The sequence below is a fragment of the Leifsonia sp. GW821-FHT13C05 genome, from assembly GCF_058806515.1.
Genome location: NZ_JBXAPT010000007.1, coordinates 38,331 through 54,495 on the forward strand (window position 1 = coordinate 38,331; position 16,165 = coordinate 54,495).

General features: G+C 69.8%; 18 protein-coding genes and 1 tRNA gene. 8 read left to right on the plus strand and 11 right to left on the minus strand.

The genetic code is table 11. The annotated features are described in order from the left end of the window. Positions 1–72: 72 nt before the first annotated feature. Genes AC1ROC_RS16820 through AC1ROC_RS16845 form a run of 6 tightly spaced genes read right to left on the minus strand, consistent with a single transcriptional unit; the run spans position 73 to position 7,234 of the window. Complete coding sequence (locus tag AC1ROC_RS16820) at positions 73–1,818, minus strand: serine/threonine-protein kinase (RefSeq protein ID WP_085367465.1); 1,746 nt, start codon at positions 1,816–1,818, stop codon at positions 73–75. Next, a complete protein-coding gene (locus AC1ROC_RS16825; protein ID WP_493001561.1) occupies positions 1,815–3,269 on the minus strand; it encodes a peptidoglycan D,D-transpeptidase FtsI family protein in 1,455 nt (484 codons plus the stop codon). The genes AC1ROC_RS16820 and AC1ROC_RS16825 overlap by 4 nt, the downstream gene beginning before the upstream one ends. Continuing rightward, positions 3,270–4,667, minus strand: coding sequence for an FtsW/RodA/SpoVE family cell cycle protein (locus AC1ROC_RS16830; RefSeq protein WP_085367467.1), 1,398 nt, complete (start codon positions 4,665–4,667; stop codon positions 3,270–3,272). Next, on the minus strand, positions 4,651–5,901 hold the full coding sequence (locus AC1ROC_RS16835) for a PP2C family protein-serine/threonine phosphatase (protein WP_085367468.1): 1,251 nt from the start codon (positions 5,899–5,901) through the stop codon (positions 4,651–4,653). The genes AC1ROC_RS16830 and AC1ROC_RS16835 overlap by 17 nt, the downstream gene beginning before the upstream one ends. Positions 5,902–5,903: 2 nt before the next feature. After that, on the minus strand, positions 5,904–6,491 hold the full coding sequence (locus tag AC1ROC_RS16840; RefSeq protein ID WP_493001564.1) for an FHA domain-containing protein FhaB/FipA: 588 nt from the start codon (positions 6,489–6,491) through the stop codon (positions 5,904–5,906). Next, complete coding sequence (locus AC1ROC_RS16845; protein WP_168688246.1) at positions 6,488–7,234, minus strand: FHA domain-containing protein; 747 nt, start codon at positions 7,232–7,234, stop codon at positions 6,488–6,490. Before AC1ROC_RS16845 ends, AC1ROC_RS16840 begins: the two co-directional genes overlap by 4 nt. 116 nt (positions 7,235–7,350) lie before the next feature. On the opposite strand from AC1ROC_RS16845, the gene AC1ROC_RS16850 reads away from it, so the two are divergent. Then, positions 7,351–7,434, plus strand: a tRNA-Leu gene (locus AC1ROC_RS16850). A 34-nt stretch (positions 7,435–7,468) separates the two neighbouring features. Here AC1ROC_RS16850 and AC1ROC_RS16855 read toward each other — a convergent pair. After that, positions 7,469–9,874, minus strand: a complete 2,406-nt coding sequence (locus AC1ROC_RS16855) for an FUSC family protein (RefSeq protein ID WP_493001566.1) — start codon at positions 9,872–9,874, stop codon at positions 7,469–7,471. A gap of 58 nt (positions 9,875–9,932) precedes the next feature. Then, the gene (locus AC1ROC_RS16860) at positions 9,933–10,961 is read right to left on the minus strand and encodes a diacylglycerol/lipid kinase family protein (protein ID WP_493001568.1); all 1,029 of its coding nucleotides are present in this window, start codon (positions 10,959–10,961) and stop codon (positions 9,933–9,935) included. Between the two features lie 121 nt (positions 10,962–11,082). On the opposite strand from AC1ROC_RS16860, the gene AC1ROC_RS16865 reads away from it, so the two are divergent. Beyond that, on the plus strand, positions 11,083–12,090 hold the full coding sequence (locus AC1ROC_RS16865; RefSeq protein ID WP_493001570.1) for a hypothetical protein: 1,008 nt from the start codon (positions 11,083–11,085) through the stop codon (positions 12,088–12,090). Here AC1ROC_RS16865 and AC1ROC_RS16870 read toward each other — a convergent pair. From AC1ROC_RS16870 to AC1ROC_RS16880, 3 genes are read right to left on the minus strand one after another with little or no spacing between them, the layout of a single operon-like run. Further along, positions 12,065–12,421 carry a hypothetical protein gene (locus tag AC1ROC_RS16870; protein ID WP_085367475.1) on the minus strand — a complete coding sequence of 119 codons (357 nt, stop codon included), beginning with the start codon at positions 12,419–12,421 and terminating at the stop codon, positions 12,065–12,067. The two genes, AC1ROC_RS16865 and AC1ROC_RS16870, sit on opposite strands and share 26 nt — an antisense overlap. Continuing rightward, positions 12,418–13,011, minus strand: a complete 594-nt coding sequence (locus AC1ROC_RS16875) for a hypothetical protein (RefSeq protein WP_085367476.1) — start codon at positions 13,009–13,011, stop codon at positions 12,418–12,420. The genes AC1ROC_RS16870 and AC1ROC_RS16875 overlap by 4 nt, the downstream gene beginning before the upstream one ends. Next, positions 13,008–13,571: an RNA polymerase sigma factor gene (locus tag AC1ROC_RS16880; protein WP_085367477.1), complete on the minus strand. Its 564-nt coding sequence runs from the start codon at positions 13,569–13,571 to the stop codon at positions 13,008–13,010. The genes AC1ROC_RS16875 and AC1ROC_RS16880 overlap by 4 nt, the downstream gene beginning before the upstream one ends. A gap of 195 nt (positions 13,572–13,766) precedes the next feature. Here AC1ROC_RS16880 and AC1ROC_RS16885 point away from each other — a divergent pair, with 195 nt between their 5' ends. From AC1ROC_RS16885 to AC1ROC_RS16910, 6 genes are read left to right on the plus strand one after another with little or no spacing between them, the layout of a single operon-like run. Next, complete coding sequence (locus tag AC1ROC_RS16885) at positions 13,767–14,204, plus strand: Asp23/Gls24 family envelope stress response protein (protein WP_085367478.1); 438 nt, start codon at positions 13,767–13,769, stop codon at positions 14,202–14,204. Further along, on the plus strand, positions 14,201–14,392 hold the full coding sequence (locus AC1ROC_RS16890) for a hypothetical protein (RefSeq protein ID WP_493001573.1): 192 nt from the start codon (positions 14,201–14,203) through the stop codon (positions 14,390–14,392). Before AC1ROC_RS16885 ends, AC1ROC_RS16890 begins: the two co-directional genes overlap by 4 nt. Then, the gene (locus tag AC1ROC_RS16895) at positions 14,389–14,718 is read left to right on the plus strand and encodes a hypothetical protein (protein WP_493001575.1); all 330 of its coding nucleotides are present in this window, start codon (positions 14,389–14,391) and stop codon (positions 14,716–14,718) included. Before AC1ROC_RS16890 ends, AC1ROC_RS16895 begins: the two co-directional genes overlap by 4 nt. After that, a complete protein-coding gene (locus AC1ROC_RS16900) occupies positions 14,715–15,287 on the plus strand; it encodes a DUF6286 domain-containing protein (RefSeq protein ID WP_493001577.1) in 573 nt (190 codons plus the stop codon). Before AC1ROC_RS16895 ends, AC1ROC_RS16900 begins: the two co-directional genes overlap by 4 nt. Next, the gene (locus AC1ROC_RS16905; protein ID WP_493001580.1) at positions 15,284–15,901 is read left to right on the plus strand and encodes a hypothetical protein; all 618 of its coding nucleotides are present in this window, start codon (positions 15,284–15,286) and stop codon (positions 15,899–15,901) included. The genes AC1ROC_RS16900 and AC1ROC_RS16905 overlap by 4 nt, the downstream gene beginning before the upstream one ends. 28 nt (positions 15,902–15,929) lie before the next feature. Next, positions 15,930–16,103, plus strand: coding sequence for a CsbD family protein (locus AC1ROC_RS16910; RefSeq protein ID WP_085367483.1), 174 nt, complete (start codon positions 15,930–15,932; stop codon positions 16,101–16,103). Positions 16,104–16,165 lie beyond the last annotated feature (62 nt).

Below are 16,165 nucleotides of genomic sequence, written 5' to 3' on the forward strand. Positions count from 1 at the left end.
TCCTTCTGGGTGGTGGCTCCGGCTAGTGTAGCGGTCTCAGTCTGGGTATATCCCCGTGATGAAGACGCGCGATCAGCCGCCGTTCGTCCCCGTCCCTGTTCCTCCATTGTTGTTCCCCCCGGTGGATGCGCTGGCCTTGACCACGTACGGAACGGCGGGCGACTGCGCCGACTCGATCGACTCCCCACAGAAGATCGTGTACGAGAGCTGGTAGGTGCCGACGGCGTTCGGGGTCCACGTCGTGGACGTGGCGTTCACCGGTGTCTGCTGCGTGCCGTTGACGTAGAGCGCGCGGCCCTTGAGGTCCTGTCCGGCCGGGCAGGTGGCCGATCCGAAGGTGACCGTGACCTTGGGCATGTTGTTCGGGTCGAAGTTGTCGACCTCGCTCGGGTTGGCCGTGACCTCGTCCGTCGGCGTCGGGATCGGGGTCACCGGTCCGAACACCTTGACCGTGATCGTGGCGCCCTTCTGCACGGGTCCGGTGGGGTTCACGGAGTAGACCGTGTTCACCTGGGCCTGCGCGGTGGCGGCGTTGCCGGTCTGCACGTCGGCGACCATCCCGAGGCCCTGCAGCTTGGCGCGCGCGGCGTCGGCGGTCAGCCCGTCGAAGTCGGCCTCCGTGATCTGCACGGTGTTGCTCGTCGGGGTCGGGCTCGGCGTCGTCGGCTTGGGCGCCGGCGGCTGGCTCGTCGTGGTCTTGGTCTGCGTGGGCGCCGGCGTGTTCGGCTGTGCGACAAGGGCGATGATCGTTCCGATGAGCACGAGCGCCAGCAGAGCGATCAGCGCGATCAGCGGCCAGGTCCACGGGCTGCGCTTCTTCGTCGTGGTCGACGGCTCTGCTTCCTGCACCTCGGTCTGCATGGTCCGCGCGCCCGCGGACGGGAGCACGGTGGTCGCCTCGGTGGCGCCGGCGTTCGCCGACGGCATGAGCATCGTGGTCGCTCCGCCGAGAGCAGCACCGCCGAGGACGGCGGGCACGGAGGCGGCGGCCGCCTGGACGTCGCCGCGGCGGAGGGCCTGAGCCGCACGCGCCAGGTGCGCTGCCGACGCCGGGCGGTCGGCCGGGTTCTTCGCGATGCACGCGAAGACCAGGTTGCGAACCGGCTCGGCGACGGTGGCGGGGAGCTCGGGCGGAGCCTCGTTGATCTGCGCCATCGCGATGGCGACCTGCGACTCGCCCGTGAACGGGCGACGGCCGGCGAGGCACTCGTACGCGACGATGCCGAGCGAGTAGATGTCGGTGGTCGGAGACGCCGGGTGACCGGACGCCTGCTCCGGCGAGAGGTACTGGACGGTTCCCATGACCTGGCCGGTGGCCGTCAGCGGAACCTGGTCGGCGATGCGCGCGATGCCGAAGTCGGTGATCTTGACGCGGCCGTCCGGCGTGATCAGCAGGTTGCCCGGCTTGATGTCGCGGTGGACGAGCCCGGCGGCGTGGGCGGCGTGCAGCGCGGCGGCGGTCTGCGCGACGATGTCGAGCGTCTTGTCCGTGCTGAGCACGTGCTCGCGCTCCAGGATGGTCGACAGCGCCTCGCCGGGGACGAGCTCCATCACCAGGAAGGCGCTGCCCTCCTCCTCGCCGTAGTCGAAGACGTTCGCGATGCCCTCGTGGTTCACCAGGGCGGCGTGGCGGGCCTCGGCACGGAAGCGCTCGAGGAAGCCCGGGTCACCCAGGTATTCGTCCTTGAGGATCTTGATGGCGACGGTGCGTCCGATGACGAGGTCTGTCGCTTGCCAGACCTCGCCCATGCCGCCGATCGCGATACGCGACTGCAGCTCGTAACGTCCCCCGAAGGTGAGCCCTGCTGTGGGTCTCATTTATTCAGCACCGCCTCTAGTACTTTCTTCGCGATCGGAGCGGCGATGGAGTTACCCGTGCCGTTCTGACCTTGTCCACCGCCATTTTCAACAACAACCGCCACAGCGAACTGAGGATCGTTCGCCGGCGCGAAACCTGTGAACCAGAGCGTGAACGGGTCGTTGTCCCCGTTCTGCGCCGTTCCGGTCTTACCGCCGACCTCGACCCCGTCTATTCTTGCATTGCTCGCCACGCCGTGATCGACGCCGTCGACCATCATCTGCTTGATCGTGTCGGCGTTCTGCTGGCTGAGCGCCTGGCTGAACTCTCTCGCCTGGAAGCTCTCGAGGGTCTGCAGGTCGGCCGAGCGGATCGAGTCGACCAGGTTCGGGTACATCAGCTTGCCGCCGTTCGCGATCGCCGCCGACACCATCGCCATCTGCAGCGGAGTCGCCTTGTCGTTGTACTGACCGAACGAGCCGAGCGCGCGCTTCGCGTCGTCGACGTAGAGCGGGTAAACGCTCTTCTCCACCGGGATCGGGATCTTCAGCGACTGGTTGAAGCCGAACTTCTCGGCCTGCGTGTGGATCGTCTGCGGGTCCAGCTGCATCCCGAGCTCAGCGAACGGGATGTTGCAGCTCAGGATCTGCGCGGTCGCGATCGAGACGGTGGCGCCGGGGCCGCAGGTGGAGAAGTTGTCGTTCTTGACGACCGTGGGCGATCCGGGCAGCGGCAGGGACGACAGGTTGGGCAGCTGGCTGTCCTTGGTGAACTTGCCCGACTCGAACGCCGACGCGCTCATCACGGGCTTGAAGGTGGACCCAGGCGGGTTGAGGTCGCCGCCGATGGTGCGGTTGGTCAGGGGGCTGCCCTGCGCATCCAGAAGGGCCTGATAGTTGGCGTTGACCGTGTCGCCGTCGTGGCCGGCCAGGGTGTTCGGGTCGAAATCGGGCTTCGAGACCATCGCCAGGATGCGGCCGGTCTTCGGCTCCAGGAGCACCACGGCGCCCTGGTAGCTGCCGAGCGCGTCGTACGCCGCCTGCTGAGCGACGGGGTCGATGGTGGTCTCGACGGAGGCGCCCTGCGGGTTCTTGCCCGTGAGGATCGCGTTGACGCGGTCGAAGAACTGCGAGTTCGACGATCCGGAGAGCTTGTCGTCCAGGGCGCCCTCCAGGCCCGTCGGCTCTCCGTTGACCGGGAAGAAGCCCGTGACGGAGGAGTAGAGCGGGCCGTTGCTGTACACGCGCTGGAACTTGTACACGTCGTTCGACGGAACGGACTGCGCGACCGGTTGTCCGGCGACCAGGATGGCGCCGCGCTGCTGCGCGTAGCTGTCGTTGCGCGCCCGGCTGTTGCGCGCATCCGCCGTCAGGGCGTCCGCCTGGAACACGGCGAGGATCGACGTCGACACCAGCAGGGCGACGAACATCAGCAGCACGATCGTGCTGATCCGCTTGATCTCGCGATTCACTCAGCTCACCACCAGACGGGGTTGGTTGCGGACGGTGTCCGACAGCCGGAGCAGCAGAGCGACGATGATCCAGTTGGCGACGAGCGACGAACCGCCCGCCGCGAGGAACGGCGTGGTCAGACCGGTCAGCGGGATGACCCTGGTCACGCCGCCGATGACGATGAAGCACTGCAGTGCCACGGTGAACGCGAGGCCGACGGCCAACAGCTTGCCGAAGTCGTCCTGACCGGCGAACCCGATGCGCAGACCGCGCGCGACGAACAGCAGATACAGCGCGAAGATCGCGAACAGGCCGGCCAGGCCGAGCTCCTCGCCGATGCTCGCGATGATGTAGTCGCTCTGCGAGACCGGCGTCACCCACGGCTGACCCTGGCCGAGGCCGGTGCCGATGAGCCCGCCGTGCGCGAGCCCGAACAGGCCCTGCACCAGCTGGAAACTGCCGCCGTCCGCGTCGTAGACCTTCTGCGCGAACGGGTTGAGCCAGTTCTCGAACCGGTCGTGCACGTAGACGAGCACCTGGCTGGCGACGACGGCGCCGCCCACGATCAGCAGCAGACCCAGGATGACCCAGCTGATCCTGGCCGTCGCGACGTACAGCATCACGAGGAACAGGCCGAAGATCAGGAGACCGGTTCCGAGGTCGCGCTGGAACACGATGACCGCCATCGACATCAGCCAGACGATCAGGATGGGGCCGAGGTCTCTTGCGCGCGGGAACCGCATCCCGAGGAACTTCTTGCCGACCATCGAGAGCGAGTCGCGGTGCTGCACGAGGTAGCCGGCGAAGAAGATCGCGAGGCAGAGCTTGGCGATCTCGCCGGGTTGGAAGCTGAACGGGCCGATGCCGATCCAGACGCGCGCGCCGTAGATCTCCTTGCCGATGCCGGGGAGCATCGGCAGCAGGAGCAGGACGAGCGCCGCGAACCCGAAGATGTAGGTGTATCGCTGCAGGACGCGGTGGTTGCGGATGACGATGATGACCGCCAGCGCGCAGATGATCGCGATGGCGCTCCACACGATCTGGCGCACGCCGGCGCTGTTCCAGCCGGTGTCCTGGTAGTGGATGTCGATGCGGTAGATCTCGGCGATGCCGATGCCGTTGAGCACGGTGGCGATGGGCAGCAGGAACGGGTCCGCCTGGGGGGCGACGTAGCGGAGCGCGATGTGCATCCCGAACACCAGGACGGAGAGGCCGACGCCGAGGTAGAGCAGCGTGAGGTCCACGTGGCCGAGGGCGCCGAGCTGCACGAGCACGACGGCGACCGCGTTGATGGCGCAGGCGACGATGAGCAGCGCCAGCTCCAGGTTGCGGAGCTTGGCGGGCAGGCGCAGTCGTTTGACCCTGCCGGTGGCCGGCGCGGGCTGGTCGAGCGTCGCAGCGTTACTGTTTGACGGCATCGGACAGTTGATTCACGATCGCTTTGGCCGACTCGAGGCTGTCGGCGTTGATGGTCTGCTCCACGAGCTGCTTGTCGTACGCGGGGAGTTCGTCGACGTTCACGCTCGACTCCTCATAGACGTGCGAGAGGGAGATCGGGCCCAGATTCTGCTGGACCCCCTGGAAGATGGCCACGTTTCCGGACGGTGCCGCACCGACGAAGTACCGGGACTGCGTCCACTGGTAGCCGAACAGCGCGGCGAGGGCGATGGCGAGTACGAGGACGATCACGCCGACGAGCCAGGTGACGCGGCGACGGCGGACGCGGCGCTGATCCTCCTCGATCAGCTCGTCCAGATAGTCCTCGGACTGCGGCTCGAAGTGCGTCGGTCCGGTGGCCGGACGGATGGGGTGCAACCGCAGCGACGGCAGGCGCGTGGTGCGGGTGGTCGGCTTGGCCTCGGTGTCGAAGGACAGCGGGGAGGCGGCGGAGCCGACCGTGACCGGGTCTTTCATGGTCTCGCCGCGAGCCGTGTCCGCGATGTCGAGGATGACGACGGTGACGTTGTCCGGGGCTCCGGCATCGAGGCTCTGTCGCACGAGCTTCTCGGCGACCTGCTTCGGCGCATCCCTCGACGACAGGGCCGCGACCATGTCGTCGTGCTTGACCACGCCGCTCAGGCCGTCCGAACAGATCAGCCAGCGGTCTCCCGGCCGGGTGTCCAGGATCCAGGTGTCGATCTCGGGGGACGCATCCACGTCGCCGAGCACGCGCATCAGCACGGACCGGCGAGGGTGGACCATCGCCTCCTCCTCGGTGATGCGGCCGCTGTCGACGAGCCGCTGCACGAAGGTGTGGTCGATGGAGACCTGCTTGAGCTCTCCATCGCGGAACAGGTAGATGCGGGAGTCGCCGATGTGGGCGAGCGCGAGCTGGTCGCCGACCCGCACGATGGCGCTCACGGTCGTGCCCATGCCGGTGAGCTCCGGATGCTCGAACACGGTCTCGGCGAGCAGCGAGTTCGCGGCGATCAGCGCGGACTGCAGGGCGAACTCCGCCTCGGTGGCCGTCGCGTACTCCTTGTCGGCCTCGCGGATGCGGTTGACGGCGATGGCGGAGGCGACGTCGCCGCCCGCGTGACCGCCCATCCCGTCTGCGACGACGAACAGGTCATGCCCGGCATAGCCGGAGTCCTGATTGTTGGAGCGGATCTTCCCGACGTGAGAGACGGCCGCTGCCCGATTCGCCGCCACGTCTACCGTCGCAGCTCGAACGTCGTCGTGCCGATCTTGATCGGGGTGTCGAGCGGGATCTGGGTGGGGACGGTGACCCGGCGGCCGTCGAGGAAGGTGCCGTTCGTGGAGTCGAGGTCCTGGACCATCCACTCGTCGTTCCAGAGGAGCAGACGGGCGTGGTGGGTGGAGGTGTAGTCGTCGCGGATGACCAGCCCGGACTCGCTCGACCGGCCGATGGTGATCGGGTCGCGCCCGAGGGCGAGCTCGGTGCCCTGGCGCGGGCCGGAGGTGATGACCAGGCGGCCGGCGGACTGCGTGGTCGCCTTCGGGCGGCCGGTGGCGGTGTTCGCGCCGGACGGGAGGCTGGAGACGGGAGGGGCCTGCATGGGGCGGCCGGCTGCCGCCGCACCCGCTGCCGCACCCGCCGGTGCCGCGCCGCCGGCGGCCGCGACGAACGGGGATGCGGCTTGCTGCGCATCCGGAAGTTTGCGGACCCGCTGCCCGAACAGGTCGGTGCGCAGCGCGTAGACGATGCCGAACACGAACAGCCACAGCAACAGGAGGAAGCCGAACCGCAGCACGAGCAGCGTCAGCTCACTGGGGTTCACGATTCGCTCCAGAAATTCCCGATGTCGTTGCGCCGCGTCACGTCGTCGGCGAAGCCCTGACCGGCGGACGGGGCTGGCGCCGCCTGCGGCAGCACCCGGAACACAATACGGGTACGACCGATGGTGATGACGGATTCCGGCTCGAGAATCGCCTTCCGCACCGGCTGCCCGTTCAACTGGGAGCCGTTCGTGGAGCCGAGATCTTGCACCTGGGCGCGCTGCCCATCCCAGATGATCTGCACGTGCTTGCGGGAGATGCCGGTGTCGTCGACGGTGATGTCCGCGTCGCTTCCGCGCCCGATGACGGTGGTGGACCGGGTGAGCGGGTACCGCTTGCCGCCGATGTCGAGCACGGGCGTCCACGCGACGGCGCCCTTCACGTTCTCCGAGTCGACCTGCAGCATGCCCTCGGTGATGGAGGAGTCCTCGACGAGGTCGATGGAGATGCCGCCCGCGAACTGGTAGTGCTGGGTGGTCGCGTGCTGCTGCACGAACGAGACGAGCTCATCGGTGAGCGCCGCCCCCATCCCGCGCATCCGCTTGTAGTCGGCGGGCGACATGCGCAGGGCGAACCGGTTGGGAGCCAGGATGCGGTCCCGCGTGACGACGGCGGCCTTGGTGTCCAGCTCCCGCCTCAGCGCGCTGGTGAGCTCGACCGGTTGCAGCCCCGACCGAAAGGTCTTGGCGAACGCGCCATTGACAGCACGTTCGAGACCCCTCTCGAAGTTGTCCAGAATGCCCACAGGTCTCCCGCTCCCGGCTCGTCGACTATGAGCATGTTAGTCGGAACGGGTGAGAAGGCACCGAAGGGGCCCTGATTCGAAATGGATGCGGAGGTCGTGTTAGTCTCTCCTAGTTCGCGCGAGTGGCGGAATTGGCAGACGCGCTGGCTTCAGGTGCCAGTGCTCGAAAGGGCGTGGGGGTTCAAGTCCCCCCTCGCGCACGGACATAACGTACGAGGGCCGATCTGATGGAAATCAGGTCGGCCCTTCGTCGTTCCCGGGGGGTGTGCGCTGGGGCGTGTTGCGGGCCGCAGTCTCGGAGAAGGTGATGAGTGATTGGAGGCGGCGGACCACATCGAGGTAGTCGGCTGTCCAGATGAGGCGGACAGTGGTGGCTGCGCTTGGGGAGGTGAGGGCGGCGGCATCGGAGGCAACCGCATCCAGGTCGGGCGTGATCGCCTCGGCGAGGCTGCGCTCGGCGGCGGGGTCGCGGTGGAGGGGGAGTGGTGGCGTGGAGTGGGTGACGAGGGCGGCGCCGAGTTGGTCGTACCAGGTGGTGAGGCGGGTTGCCAGGTGCTGGAGGGGGTGGCGGGCTGCTGAGACGTCGGCGGGGACGGGGAGTTGGCCCTGCCAGACGTCGACGATCGAGTCGGCGGCGAGGCGGACGCCGGCCACGCCCGTGACCAGGGCGGTCACCTGGGCGAGGGGGAGGTGTTTGGTGCCGCGCTCGGCCAGGTAGGTGCGGAACGTGTCGTCGAGGCGGCGGGAGGAGGCTGCGGCTTTCGTGGACGGTGCGGTGGGGCGCGGGAGGGCCTCGGCCGACTCTGCGCAACGGCCGAGGCCGTATGCGACGGCGGCGGCGAGGTAGCGGAGGCCGTCGGCGTATGCCTCGGCGAGGGCTTGGCGGAGGGCGGCGGATGCTCCCCTGGGCCAGAAGAGCACGCCGACCAGGAGGCTCACGCCGCAGCCGATGGCGATGTCTTCGATGCGGAGCAGGCCGACGGTCCAGCCTGTCGGCGCGATGATGTTGAAGAGCAGCACGAGGGTGATCGTGAACGCGGCCTGGCCGGCGGCGAACGAGATGGCGGCGGGGGCGATTCCGGCGAAGAGGACCGCGATGGGGAGGAGCACCCACAGGGCCACCGTGTTCGTGCCGATCGCGAGGAGCAGGATCGCTCCGGCCACGACGCCGAGCGAGGTGCCGAGCACGCCGCGGAGGGCGGTCTGGCCGGTGCTGAGCGCGTTGGAGCGGAGCACGGAGAGGGTGCCGAGCACCACCCAGAACGAGTGCTGCACGCCCGTGAGGTCCGCCAGCAGCACCGCGAGCGCGAGGGCGGCCGCGCCCCGGATGCTGTTCCTCAGCCAGACGGAATGCCAGGTGAAGTAGCCGCTCGCGCGCTCCTCGGCGGCCGCGAGCGGGCCGGGCACGTCGCCGGGCTGCTTGCCGAGGACGCGCTGCCACCAGGTGCGGCGCTCCGCCCGGGCGGTGAGCGCGATGTTCTGGGCGGCCTGGTCGACGGCGTGGCTGAGCTCCTGGGCGCGGAAGCCGGGGTCGAGTGCGGAGACGAGGGGGCTCGGGGTGGAAGTGGTGAGGGATGCGCCACCCGCTCCGGATGCGCCGCCCGGCAGCGCGGGCATCGACATGGCGGCCGCGTACACGGCGGCGCGGGCCTGCCGGAGGTCCGCCAGGGCGGACTCGAGGGGGGCGGGGTCGCCGCCGGATGTCAGAAGCAGCCGGCCTCCCGCATCCAGTGCTGCTGCCGCGGCGAGCTTCGACTGCAGGGCGGTCTCGCGGAGCGGGGAGGCCGGGGTGGAACCGAGGGGAGGGGACAGCGCCGACTGGGAGATCTGGATGTTGAGCCAGGTGAGCTCGTCGACGAGACGCACGATGATGCGGGCGGACGTGCTGAGGCCGGTGGGGCGGTATGGCGACGCGAGGAAGACGGTCTGCAGGGCGTCGACCGCGGTGTCGGCGGCTGTGACGGCTGCGGCGCGTGCCGAGGACAGGGCCGGGTCGCCGTCGCCGTGCAGGTAGGCGACGTCGGCGCGGAGGCGGGCGGCCAGTGCGCGGCACGCCGCGGCGGCCGGAGCTCGGAGGGGTTCCCTGGTGGGTGCGGGCCAGAGCACCGCGATGGCCACGAGGCCGACGGCCGCCGCCAGCCCCCAGCCGAAGAGGCGCGGCGGGATGTCGGCGAGCGTCCCGGGGAGGGTGACCGGCAGGATGAAAGCCAGCAGCAGGGAGGTGCTCGCCGACGCGAGCACGGAGCTGACCGTCCCGGCGAACAGCACGGCGAACGCCACCACCGCCATTGCGGCGACGGCCAGCCAGATCGGGGAGGACGCGAGGGTTCCCAGGCAGACGAAGACGGCGCCGGTGATCGCGAGGCCGAGCTGAGCCTGGAGGCGTTCGCGCATCGGACCGGCGAAATCCACCAGCATCAGCATGGCGAACGAGCCGAAGGCGGCGAAGGTGCCTACCTGGGCGTCACCGAGCACGACGCTGCTGAAGGCGAACAGCAGCGGCATGACGATGGCCGTGCGCGTGGCGCGGCGGAGGGCTGCGTGGCCGGGGTCGTGGCGCGTGTACCAGGCCGACAGGCGCGCGAGGGTCCGCATCGGTGTCGCGTCGGAGGCCCGCGGCGGGGAAGACCCAGCGTGCATGGCGGCAGTGTATCCCGGCGCTGCGCAGCGCCGTAGAGAGGGAGCCCGGCAGCCGCCGCTACGACGCCAGCACGGGAGCGGCGCGGCGACGCTGCGCCGCCCGCTGCGGGTCCACCCGCACCGTCAGCGCGTGCGGCTGCACCGTGAGCGTCGCCCCGATCACTACGCCGTTCGGGTCGCCGTCGAGCTGGATCTCCTGCGGCTCGTCGAACCGGACCCGCATGGTCTTCGCCTGCGCGTAGCGGATCGCACGCGGCGTGGGGCTGTAGCGCGACACGAAGCGGCCGAAGCCGGTGCGGTGCAGCATCCGGTTGAAGGTGAGGCGGTAGCCGATGTTCGTCCAGCCGCCGCCTCCGCGGGGGCGGAGGACGACCGCGTCGAGCAGGCCGTCGTCGATGGTCGCGGAGGGGATCAGGAGCAAGCCGGCGGTGAGGCTGCCCGAGTTGCCGACGATCACCGTGTGCGCCCGGAGCGCCACCTCCGGTTCGTCGTCGAGCGCGTAGTGGAGGTCGAACTGCTTGTTGCCCAGGATGCTGCGCGCGATCGGGTCCGAGTACGCCAGCCAGCCGATGCGCTTCTTGAGGCGCTGATTCGTGTGCCCGGCCATGTGCGCATCCAGTCCGATCCCGGCCATCACGAGGAAGGCGCGCCTGGTCTGCGTGCCGTCCGGCCGGTCGAGCACGGCGAGACCGAGGTCGGCGTTCGCATCCACCCCGGTGAACGCGGTGGTCACCGCAGCCTTGACGTTGGAGACGGGGAGGCGCAGTTCGCGGGCGAACAGGTTGCCGGTGCCCGCCGGGACCAGTCCGAGCGGGATGCCCGTCCCGGCGAGGACCTCGGCCGACGCGCGGAGCGTCCCATCGCCTCCGACGATCACGGCCAGCTCCGGATGCTCGGCCAGAGCGCTCTGCGCGGCCGCCCGGCCGTCGTCGGCCGCGCTCGTCTCGAACCAGAGTGACTCCGCCCAGCCGCCTCCGGCCTCCTCGCGCGCGACGAGAGCACGGAGTATGCCCACATCCACCTTGGTCGGGTTGTAGACGATCGCCGCACGGCGGGGCGGCGCCGGGTTCTTCGCGTCAGCGTTCACCGGTCAAGAATAGGTCGCGGCGAAGTGAGAAATCGTCAGATCGACCTTGTGTTGCCGCGCAGGGCGGCGTTTGATGCGAAGGGCCGCTGTGTCGCGGTCAGCCTCGCGAAAGGACAGCGCTGTGAAGGTTCTGGCTTTCATCCTCTCCACCGTTCTCGGCACCGCGCTGGTGGCCGGGGGCGTGCTGCTGATCGTCACTCAGTCGTCCAGGCACTCCGCCGGACTCGACCTGCTGGCGATCTTCGCCCTGACGATCCTGATCTACGGGCCCCTGGTCCTCGGTTCGCTGACGTCGTACTGGGATGTGCGCGGGTCGCAGGGCAGCCGGTCGTTCTTCCTCCGCTACCTGTGGGTCGTGGTCGGCCTTGAAGTGCTCGCGGCTGTCGCGATCGGGCTGTTCGCCGTGCTGGCCGGGGCGCCGGTGTGGCTGCCGATCCTGTTCATCGTGGGAGGAGCGGTGCTCACGCCGCTGGCGCTCGCCGTCGGCGGGCTGCTGCAGCGGCACGAGCGGGCGCATCCACGGGCCGACGACGAGTGGATGCCCGTCGGCCGCCGGGAGATCCAGCGGAAGGTGCTGATCGTGGCCGGGATCTTCGTCGCGGCGTACGCGGTGGGGGTCGTCGCATTCGGCGCGCTCCTGTCACCCGACATCGGCGGGGCGCTGGTCATCGCCCTCCAGTTCGCCGCGCTCGCCGCTGCTGTGGCCTGCATCGCGTTCACTGTGCCGCTCAACCGGCGGCTGCGGAGCACGGTGGGCGGGGATCTCGGGACGGTCAGGAAGGTCGGGAGGGTCGTCCTCAGTAAGAAGGACCTGGACCTGGACCCCGCAGAGCGCGTCGCAGCGGCGAAATACGCGGCGATCGTCCCCACGGTGCTCAGCTTCACCCTGGGCTGGACGACGCTGCTCTACCTCAGCATCGCCGTGCAGCAGGTGCGCTCCATCGTGGACGGCCGGAACGCGGCGTTCTCCGTCGGGCTCGCGGTGCTGCTGGTCGCGATGCTGGTGTTCCTCGTGCCGTACTACGCGGTGCGGATCGGCCGCGCCCAGCGCTACGCGCGCGAGCACGCGGCGGAGCTCACGGCTCAGCCGGACGAGGACCCCGTCAGTCCCCGATGGTCGCCGCGGTGACGTCGACGACGCACCCGGTGCGGCCCGTCCTGTCCGCCCACGCCCGGACGACCGCGTACACCGTGCGGCACACCTCGCCGGCCGGTTCGACGCCGTCCACACCGATTCGCACCCGGATGCGGTCGTCGCTCAGCGCGATGTCCACCCGCTCTGCGACGCCCTCCCGGTCCGCGTCTGCCGGCGTGAGCGCAGCGCCGATCGCGGACACCACCTGGGCGACCGGCGATGCCGCCGGGTAGACGGTGGAGACGCCCGGCACGCCGAGGATGTGGTCGGAGAGGCCGGTCAGCGTGTCCGCCGGTGTCTCGTCGGAGGCGTGCGTCGCGCTCATCCCTGCTCCTTGCCCGCGCGAGGCTCGCGCACATCCGTGACCACCACATCCACTGAGGCGACCGTCAGCTCGGCGTGCTTGACGAGCTCCGCCGCCACGGCGTTGCGCACCGCAGCGGCCGTGCCGTCCAGGGGGAGGCCGAAACGCACCGAGATCTCGAGGTGCACGGCGATCGGGGAGCCGGGGGTCTCGAGGTCGCCGTCGAGTCGGCAGCGGCCCACGATCACGCCGTCGACATCGTCGCCGACGCTGCGCACGAGCGCACGGACCGCCCCCTCGGTCAGGGAGAGGTCCGCGGCGGGGTCGTCGTGCACGATCGGGACGCGTCTGCCTGCCTGCACATCCAGGCGGATGCCCGTGAGGATGCGGGAGACCCAGGTGTCGTCTGCCGGGGTGGCCGCGGCCTCGGCTTCGAGGAGCTGCGTGGTGGCGCGGCCGAGACGGTCCAGTGCGGCGAGAGCCGCCTGGCATTCCGGGGAGTCGTCGATGGCCGGGTTGGCCGGGCGGCGGCCGTTCGCGAGGTAGTCGCTCAGCTCGTCGAGCGTGTGGCCGTCGATGAGTTCGTCCTCGGGCAGGAGCGGGTCTGTCATCGCCAGTCCTCCATCGCCTCGAGCAGATTCTTGCGAGCTCTCGCCAGCTGGCCGCGCACCGTGGATGCGGGGATGCCGAGCTCGGTCGCTATGTCGTCGTAACTGTACTGTCCCACTTCGCGCAGCACCCAGCACCTCCGCTGCAGTTCCGGCAGACCGTCGAGCGCCCTGCCGAGTGCGGCAGAGGCCGTCCTGACCTCGGCGAGATGGCCGGGATCGTCCTTCTGCTGCGTCGGCACGTCCAGCTCGGTGACGTCGTCGTGCTCGTGCCGCGCCCGGATGCGGTCGATGCACCGTCTGCTCAGGATGCGGATCAGCCAGCTCTTCACCGCCGCGCCGTTCTCCAGCTCGCCGAGACGTCGCCACGCGGTCACGAAGGTCTCCTGCACGACGTCGTCGGACTCGTAGGTCGAGCCGAGCATCCGGGCGGCGTATGCGCGCATCAGCGGTCCGTGGCGGCGCACGAGCACTTCGAACGCGACGGTGTCTCCGTCCGCTGCGCGACCGACGAGGGTGTCGTCCGCCGCGTCCAGCAGGTCGGCCAGGGTGGACTTCCGCACGGCACCCCCTCCCGATCCGCATCCTTGAGCGCTGACCAACATCATGTTAGACAGTCGAATAGCAAGCCAAGCGAGCTTCTTCTGAAGATTTTCGAAATAGGACGTGACGAATCCCGGACTCGGCTCGTCTGAGAAGCACAGGTCACAACGGTGACCGAGGCGGGAGGCCCCCGCCACGAGACGGAAGGAAAGCGCATGGCAACCACACCCACTGCCCCCGCAACCACAGGAATCGCGACCGCGACCGCCGCATCCGGCACGCAGGGCAAGACCGTCATCAGCGACGCGGTCGTCGCGAAGGTGGCTGGCATCGCCGCCCGCGAGGTTCCCGGCGTCTACGCGCTCGGCGGCGGGGCGGCCCGCGCACTCGGAGCCATCCGGGATGCGATGAACGCCTCCGACCTCGGCCAGGGCATCAGCGTCGAGGTCGGCGAGACCCAGGTCGCCGCCGACGTCACCATCGTGGCCGAGTACCCCGTGCCGCTGCAGAAGGTCGCAGCGGATGTGCGCGCCTCCATCTCGCAGGCGATCGAGCACATCATCGGCCTCGAGGTCACCGAGGTCAACGTCACGGTCAACGACGTGCACGTCCCGTCCGACGACGCGGACGAGCAGGAGGCGCGAGTCCAGTGACCACCGCCAGATTCGGCCTGCTCGTCGGCGCCGTGCTCGCCGTCGTCTGGGCGTCCCTCGGATTCTGGGCGTTCGTGGGCGTCGCCGTCGCGATGCTGGTCGGATGGCTCGTCGGGCGCCTGGTGAGCGGAGACATCGACGGAGCCCGGCTGATCGACGTGCTCCGCGGCCGCCGCTCGTCATCGTGACCGGCGGACGCGACCGCTTCGCCCCGCGGGCGCTGGAGCACCTGGTGCAGGCGATCGCGGCAGACGCGCTCGGTGTTGCTCCCCGCGACCCGGCTGTGCGCATCAGCGACGCGGCGGGAGCGCTCGCCGTGACCGTGCGGTCGCCCGTGACGATGCCGCCCCTCGGCGGCGGCGACGGCGGCGCCGACGGCCAGGATCTGATCCAGCGCCTGGCGGCAGCCGCCGCAGACACCAGGGCGAGATTCGCCGAACTGACCGGCCTGGATGTGGCCCGCGTCGACATGCGGGCCACGAAGGCCATCATCACGGAGAGGAGGGTGCGATGAACGGGGTGGAGACACGCGTCGTCCGCCGCGAGACGCACTCGCCGCGGTCGACGTCCGCCATCGTCGTGGCGTCGGTCCTCGGACTCCTGATCGTGCTGCTCGCGACCGAGGGCATCCTGCACCTGCTCGGGATGCGGCCCCTGCTGGCCGACCCGCGCGGCACGCTCCTCGCCGTCCTCACCTTCCCGGACGCCCCGGCCGCGCTGCGCATCGGCGTCGCGGTCGTCGCCGCGGTGATCGGACTCGTCCTGCTCGGGCTGGCCGTGTTCCCCGGACGGCGGGCGCGCCGACCGCTGACGGCGAACCGTGCTGCGGTCGTCGCCGACGACGGGATGCTGGCGTCCGCCCTCGCCCGGGCCGCGGCCAGGACCGCGCGGGTCGATCCGGACGCCGTGCGCGTCTCCCTCGGCCGGCGCAGCGCTGCGGTGCAGATCGTCCCCGTCTCCGGGGATCGCGTCGACCAGGCGGCGGTACGGCGCGCGGTCGAGGAGGAGTTCGCGGCCGCCGGCGCCGAGAAGGCCGTGCGCGTGTCCGTCACCGTCGCACAGACGGGGAGGGTCGGATCGTGAACAGCACCAACCGGGCTCTCAACCGCGGGCTCCTCGTGGTTCTCGGGCTCGCATCCATCGCCATCGCCTGGACGCTCGTGGCCCCGTCGGCCGCGCGGGCCTGGCTGGACGCCGGACGTTCCGCGAGGACGTGGACGGACAGCGTGTTCGGCACGCCGCTCTGGGCGGGCACGACGGTCAGCGTGGCCGCGGTCGTCGCGATCGCGGGTGCCGTCGTGCTCCTGGTGCTGCTGATCGTCTTCATCGTGTGGCAGGGACATGGGGCGGCGTCCACGGTGCTGAGCGCGCGGACAGGGGACGGCGACCTCGATGTCGACGTGTCCGTCGCGGCCGCTCTCATCGAGCAGAGCCTCTCGACCGTTCCCGGCGTGGCGAGAGTGGCCGTCAGTGCATACCGCGTTCGGAAGGTCGTGGCGCTCAAGATCGCCGTCGACTGCCGACGAGGAGCCGCGCCGCGCACCATCGTCGACGCCATCGACGACACCGTCCGCCTGCTGGGCCAGGCACTCGGATCGCAGCCGGCGGTCTACGCCCAGCTGACGGGCGGATTCCGGTCCCGCCTCCGCTCAGCGGTGCGGGTCGACACCACGACGAGGGCCGTCCGGCCGTCGTGACACCAGAAGAAGAAAGAAGGAGAAGCAGATGAGTGCAGAAGACAAGATCAAGAACGCCGCGCAGGACCTCAAGGGCAAGGCCGAGGAGGTCATCGGCAAGCTCACCAACGACGACAGCAAGGTCGCGGAGGGCAAGGCCGATCAGACGGCGGCGAAGGCCAAGGGGACGGTCGAGGACGTGAAGGACGCGTTCAAGAAGTAGTCGTCCTCGGAGGAACGGCGCGACCGGCACGGCTGGTCGCGCCGTTCCGTGTCTCCGGGTCG

Coding starts and splice junctions, on each gene's coding strand:
- AC1ROC_RS16855 (WP_493001566.1), bottom strand. CDS start 9,874: ATGCACGCTGGGTCTTCCCCGCCGCGGGCCTCCGACGCGACACCGATG.
- AC1ROC_RS16875 (WP_085367476.1), bottom strand. CDS start 13,011: ATGACAGACCCGCTCCTGCCCGAGGACGAACTCATCGACGGCCACACG.
- AC1ROC_RS16900 (WP_493001577.1), top strand. CDS start 14,715: ATGAACGGGGTGGAGACACGCGTCGTCCGCCGCGAGACGCACTCGCCG.
- AC1ROC_RS16870 (WP_085367475.1), bottom strand. CDS start 12,421: ATGAGCGCGACGCACGCCTCCGACGAGACACCGGCGGACACGCTGACC.
- AC1ROC_RS16830 (WP_085367467.1), bottom strand. CDS start 4,667: ATGCCGTCAAACAGTAACGCTGCGACGCTCGACCAGCCCGCGCCGGCC.
- AC1ROC_RS16910 (WP_085367483.1), top strand. CDS start 15,930: ATGAGTGCAGAAGACAAGATCAAGAACGCCGCGCAGGACCTCAAGGGC.
- AC1ROC_RS16885 (WP_085367478.1), top strand. CDS start 13,767: ATGGCAACCACACCCACTGCCCCCGCAACCACAGGAATCGCGACCGCG.
- AC1ROC_RS16820 (WP_085367465.1), bottom strand. CDS start 1,818: ATGAGACCCACAGCAGGGCTCACCTTCGGGGGACGTTACGAGCTGCAG.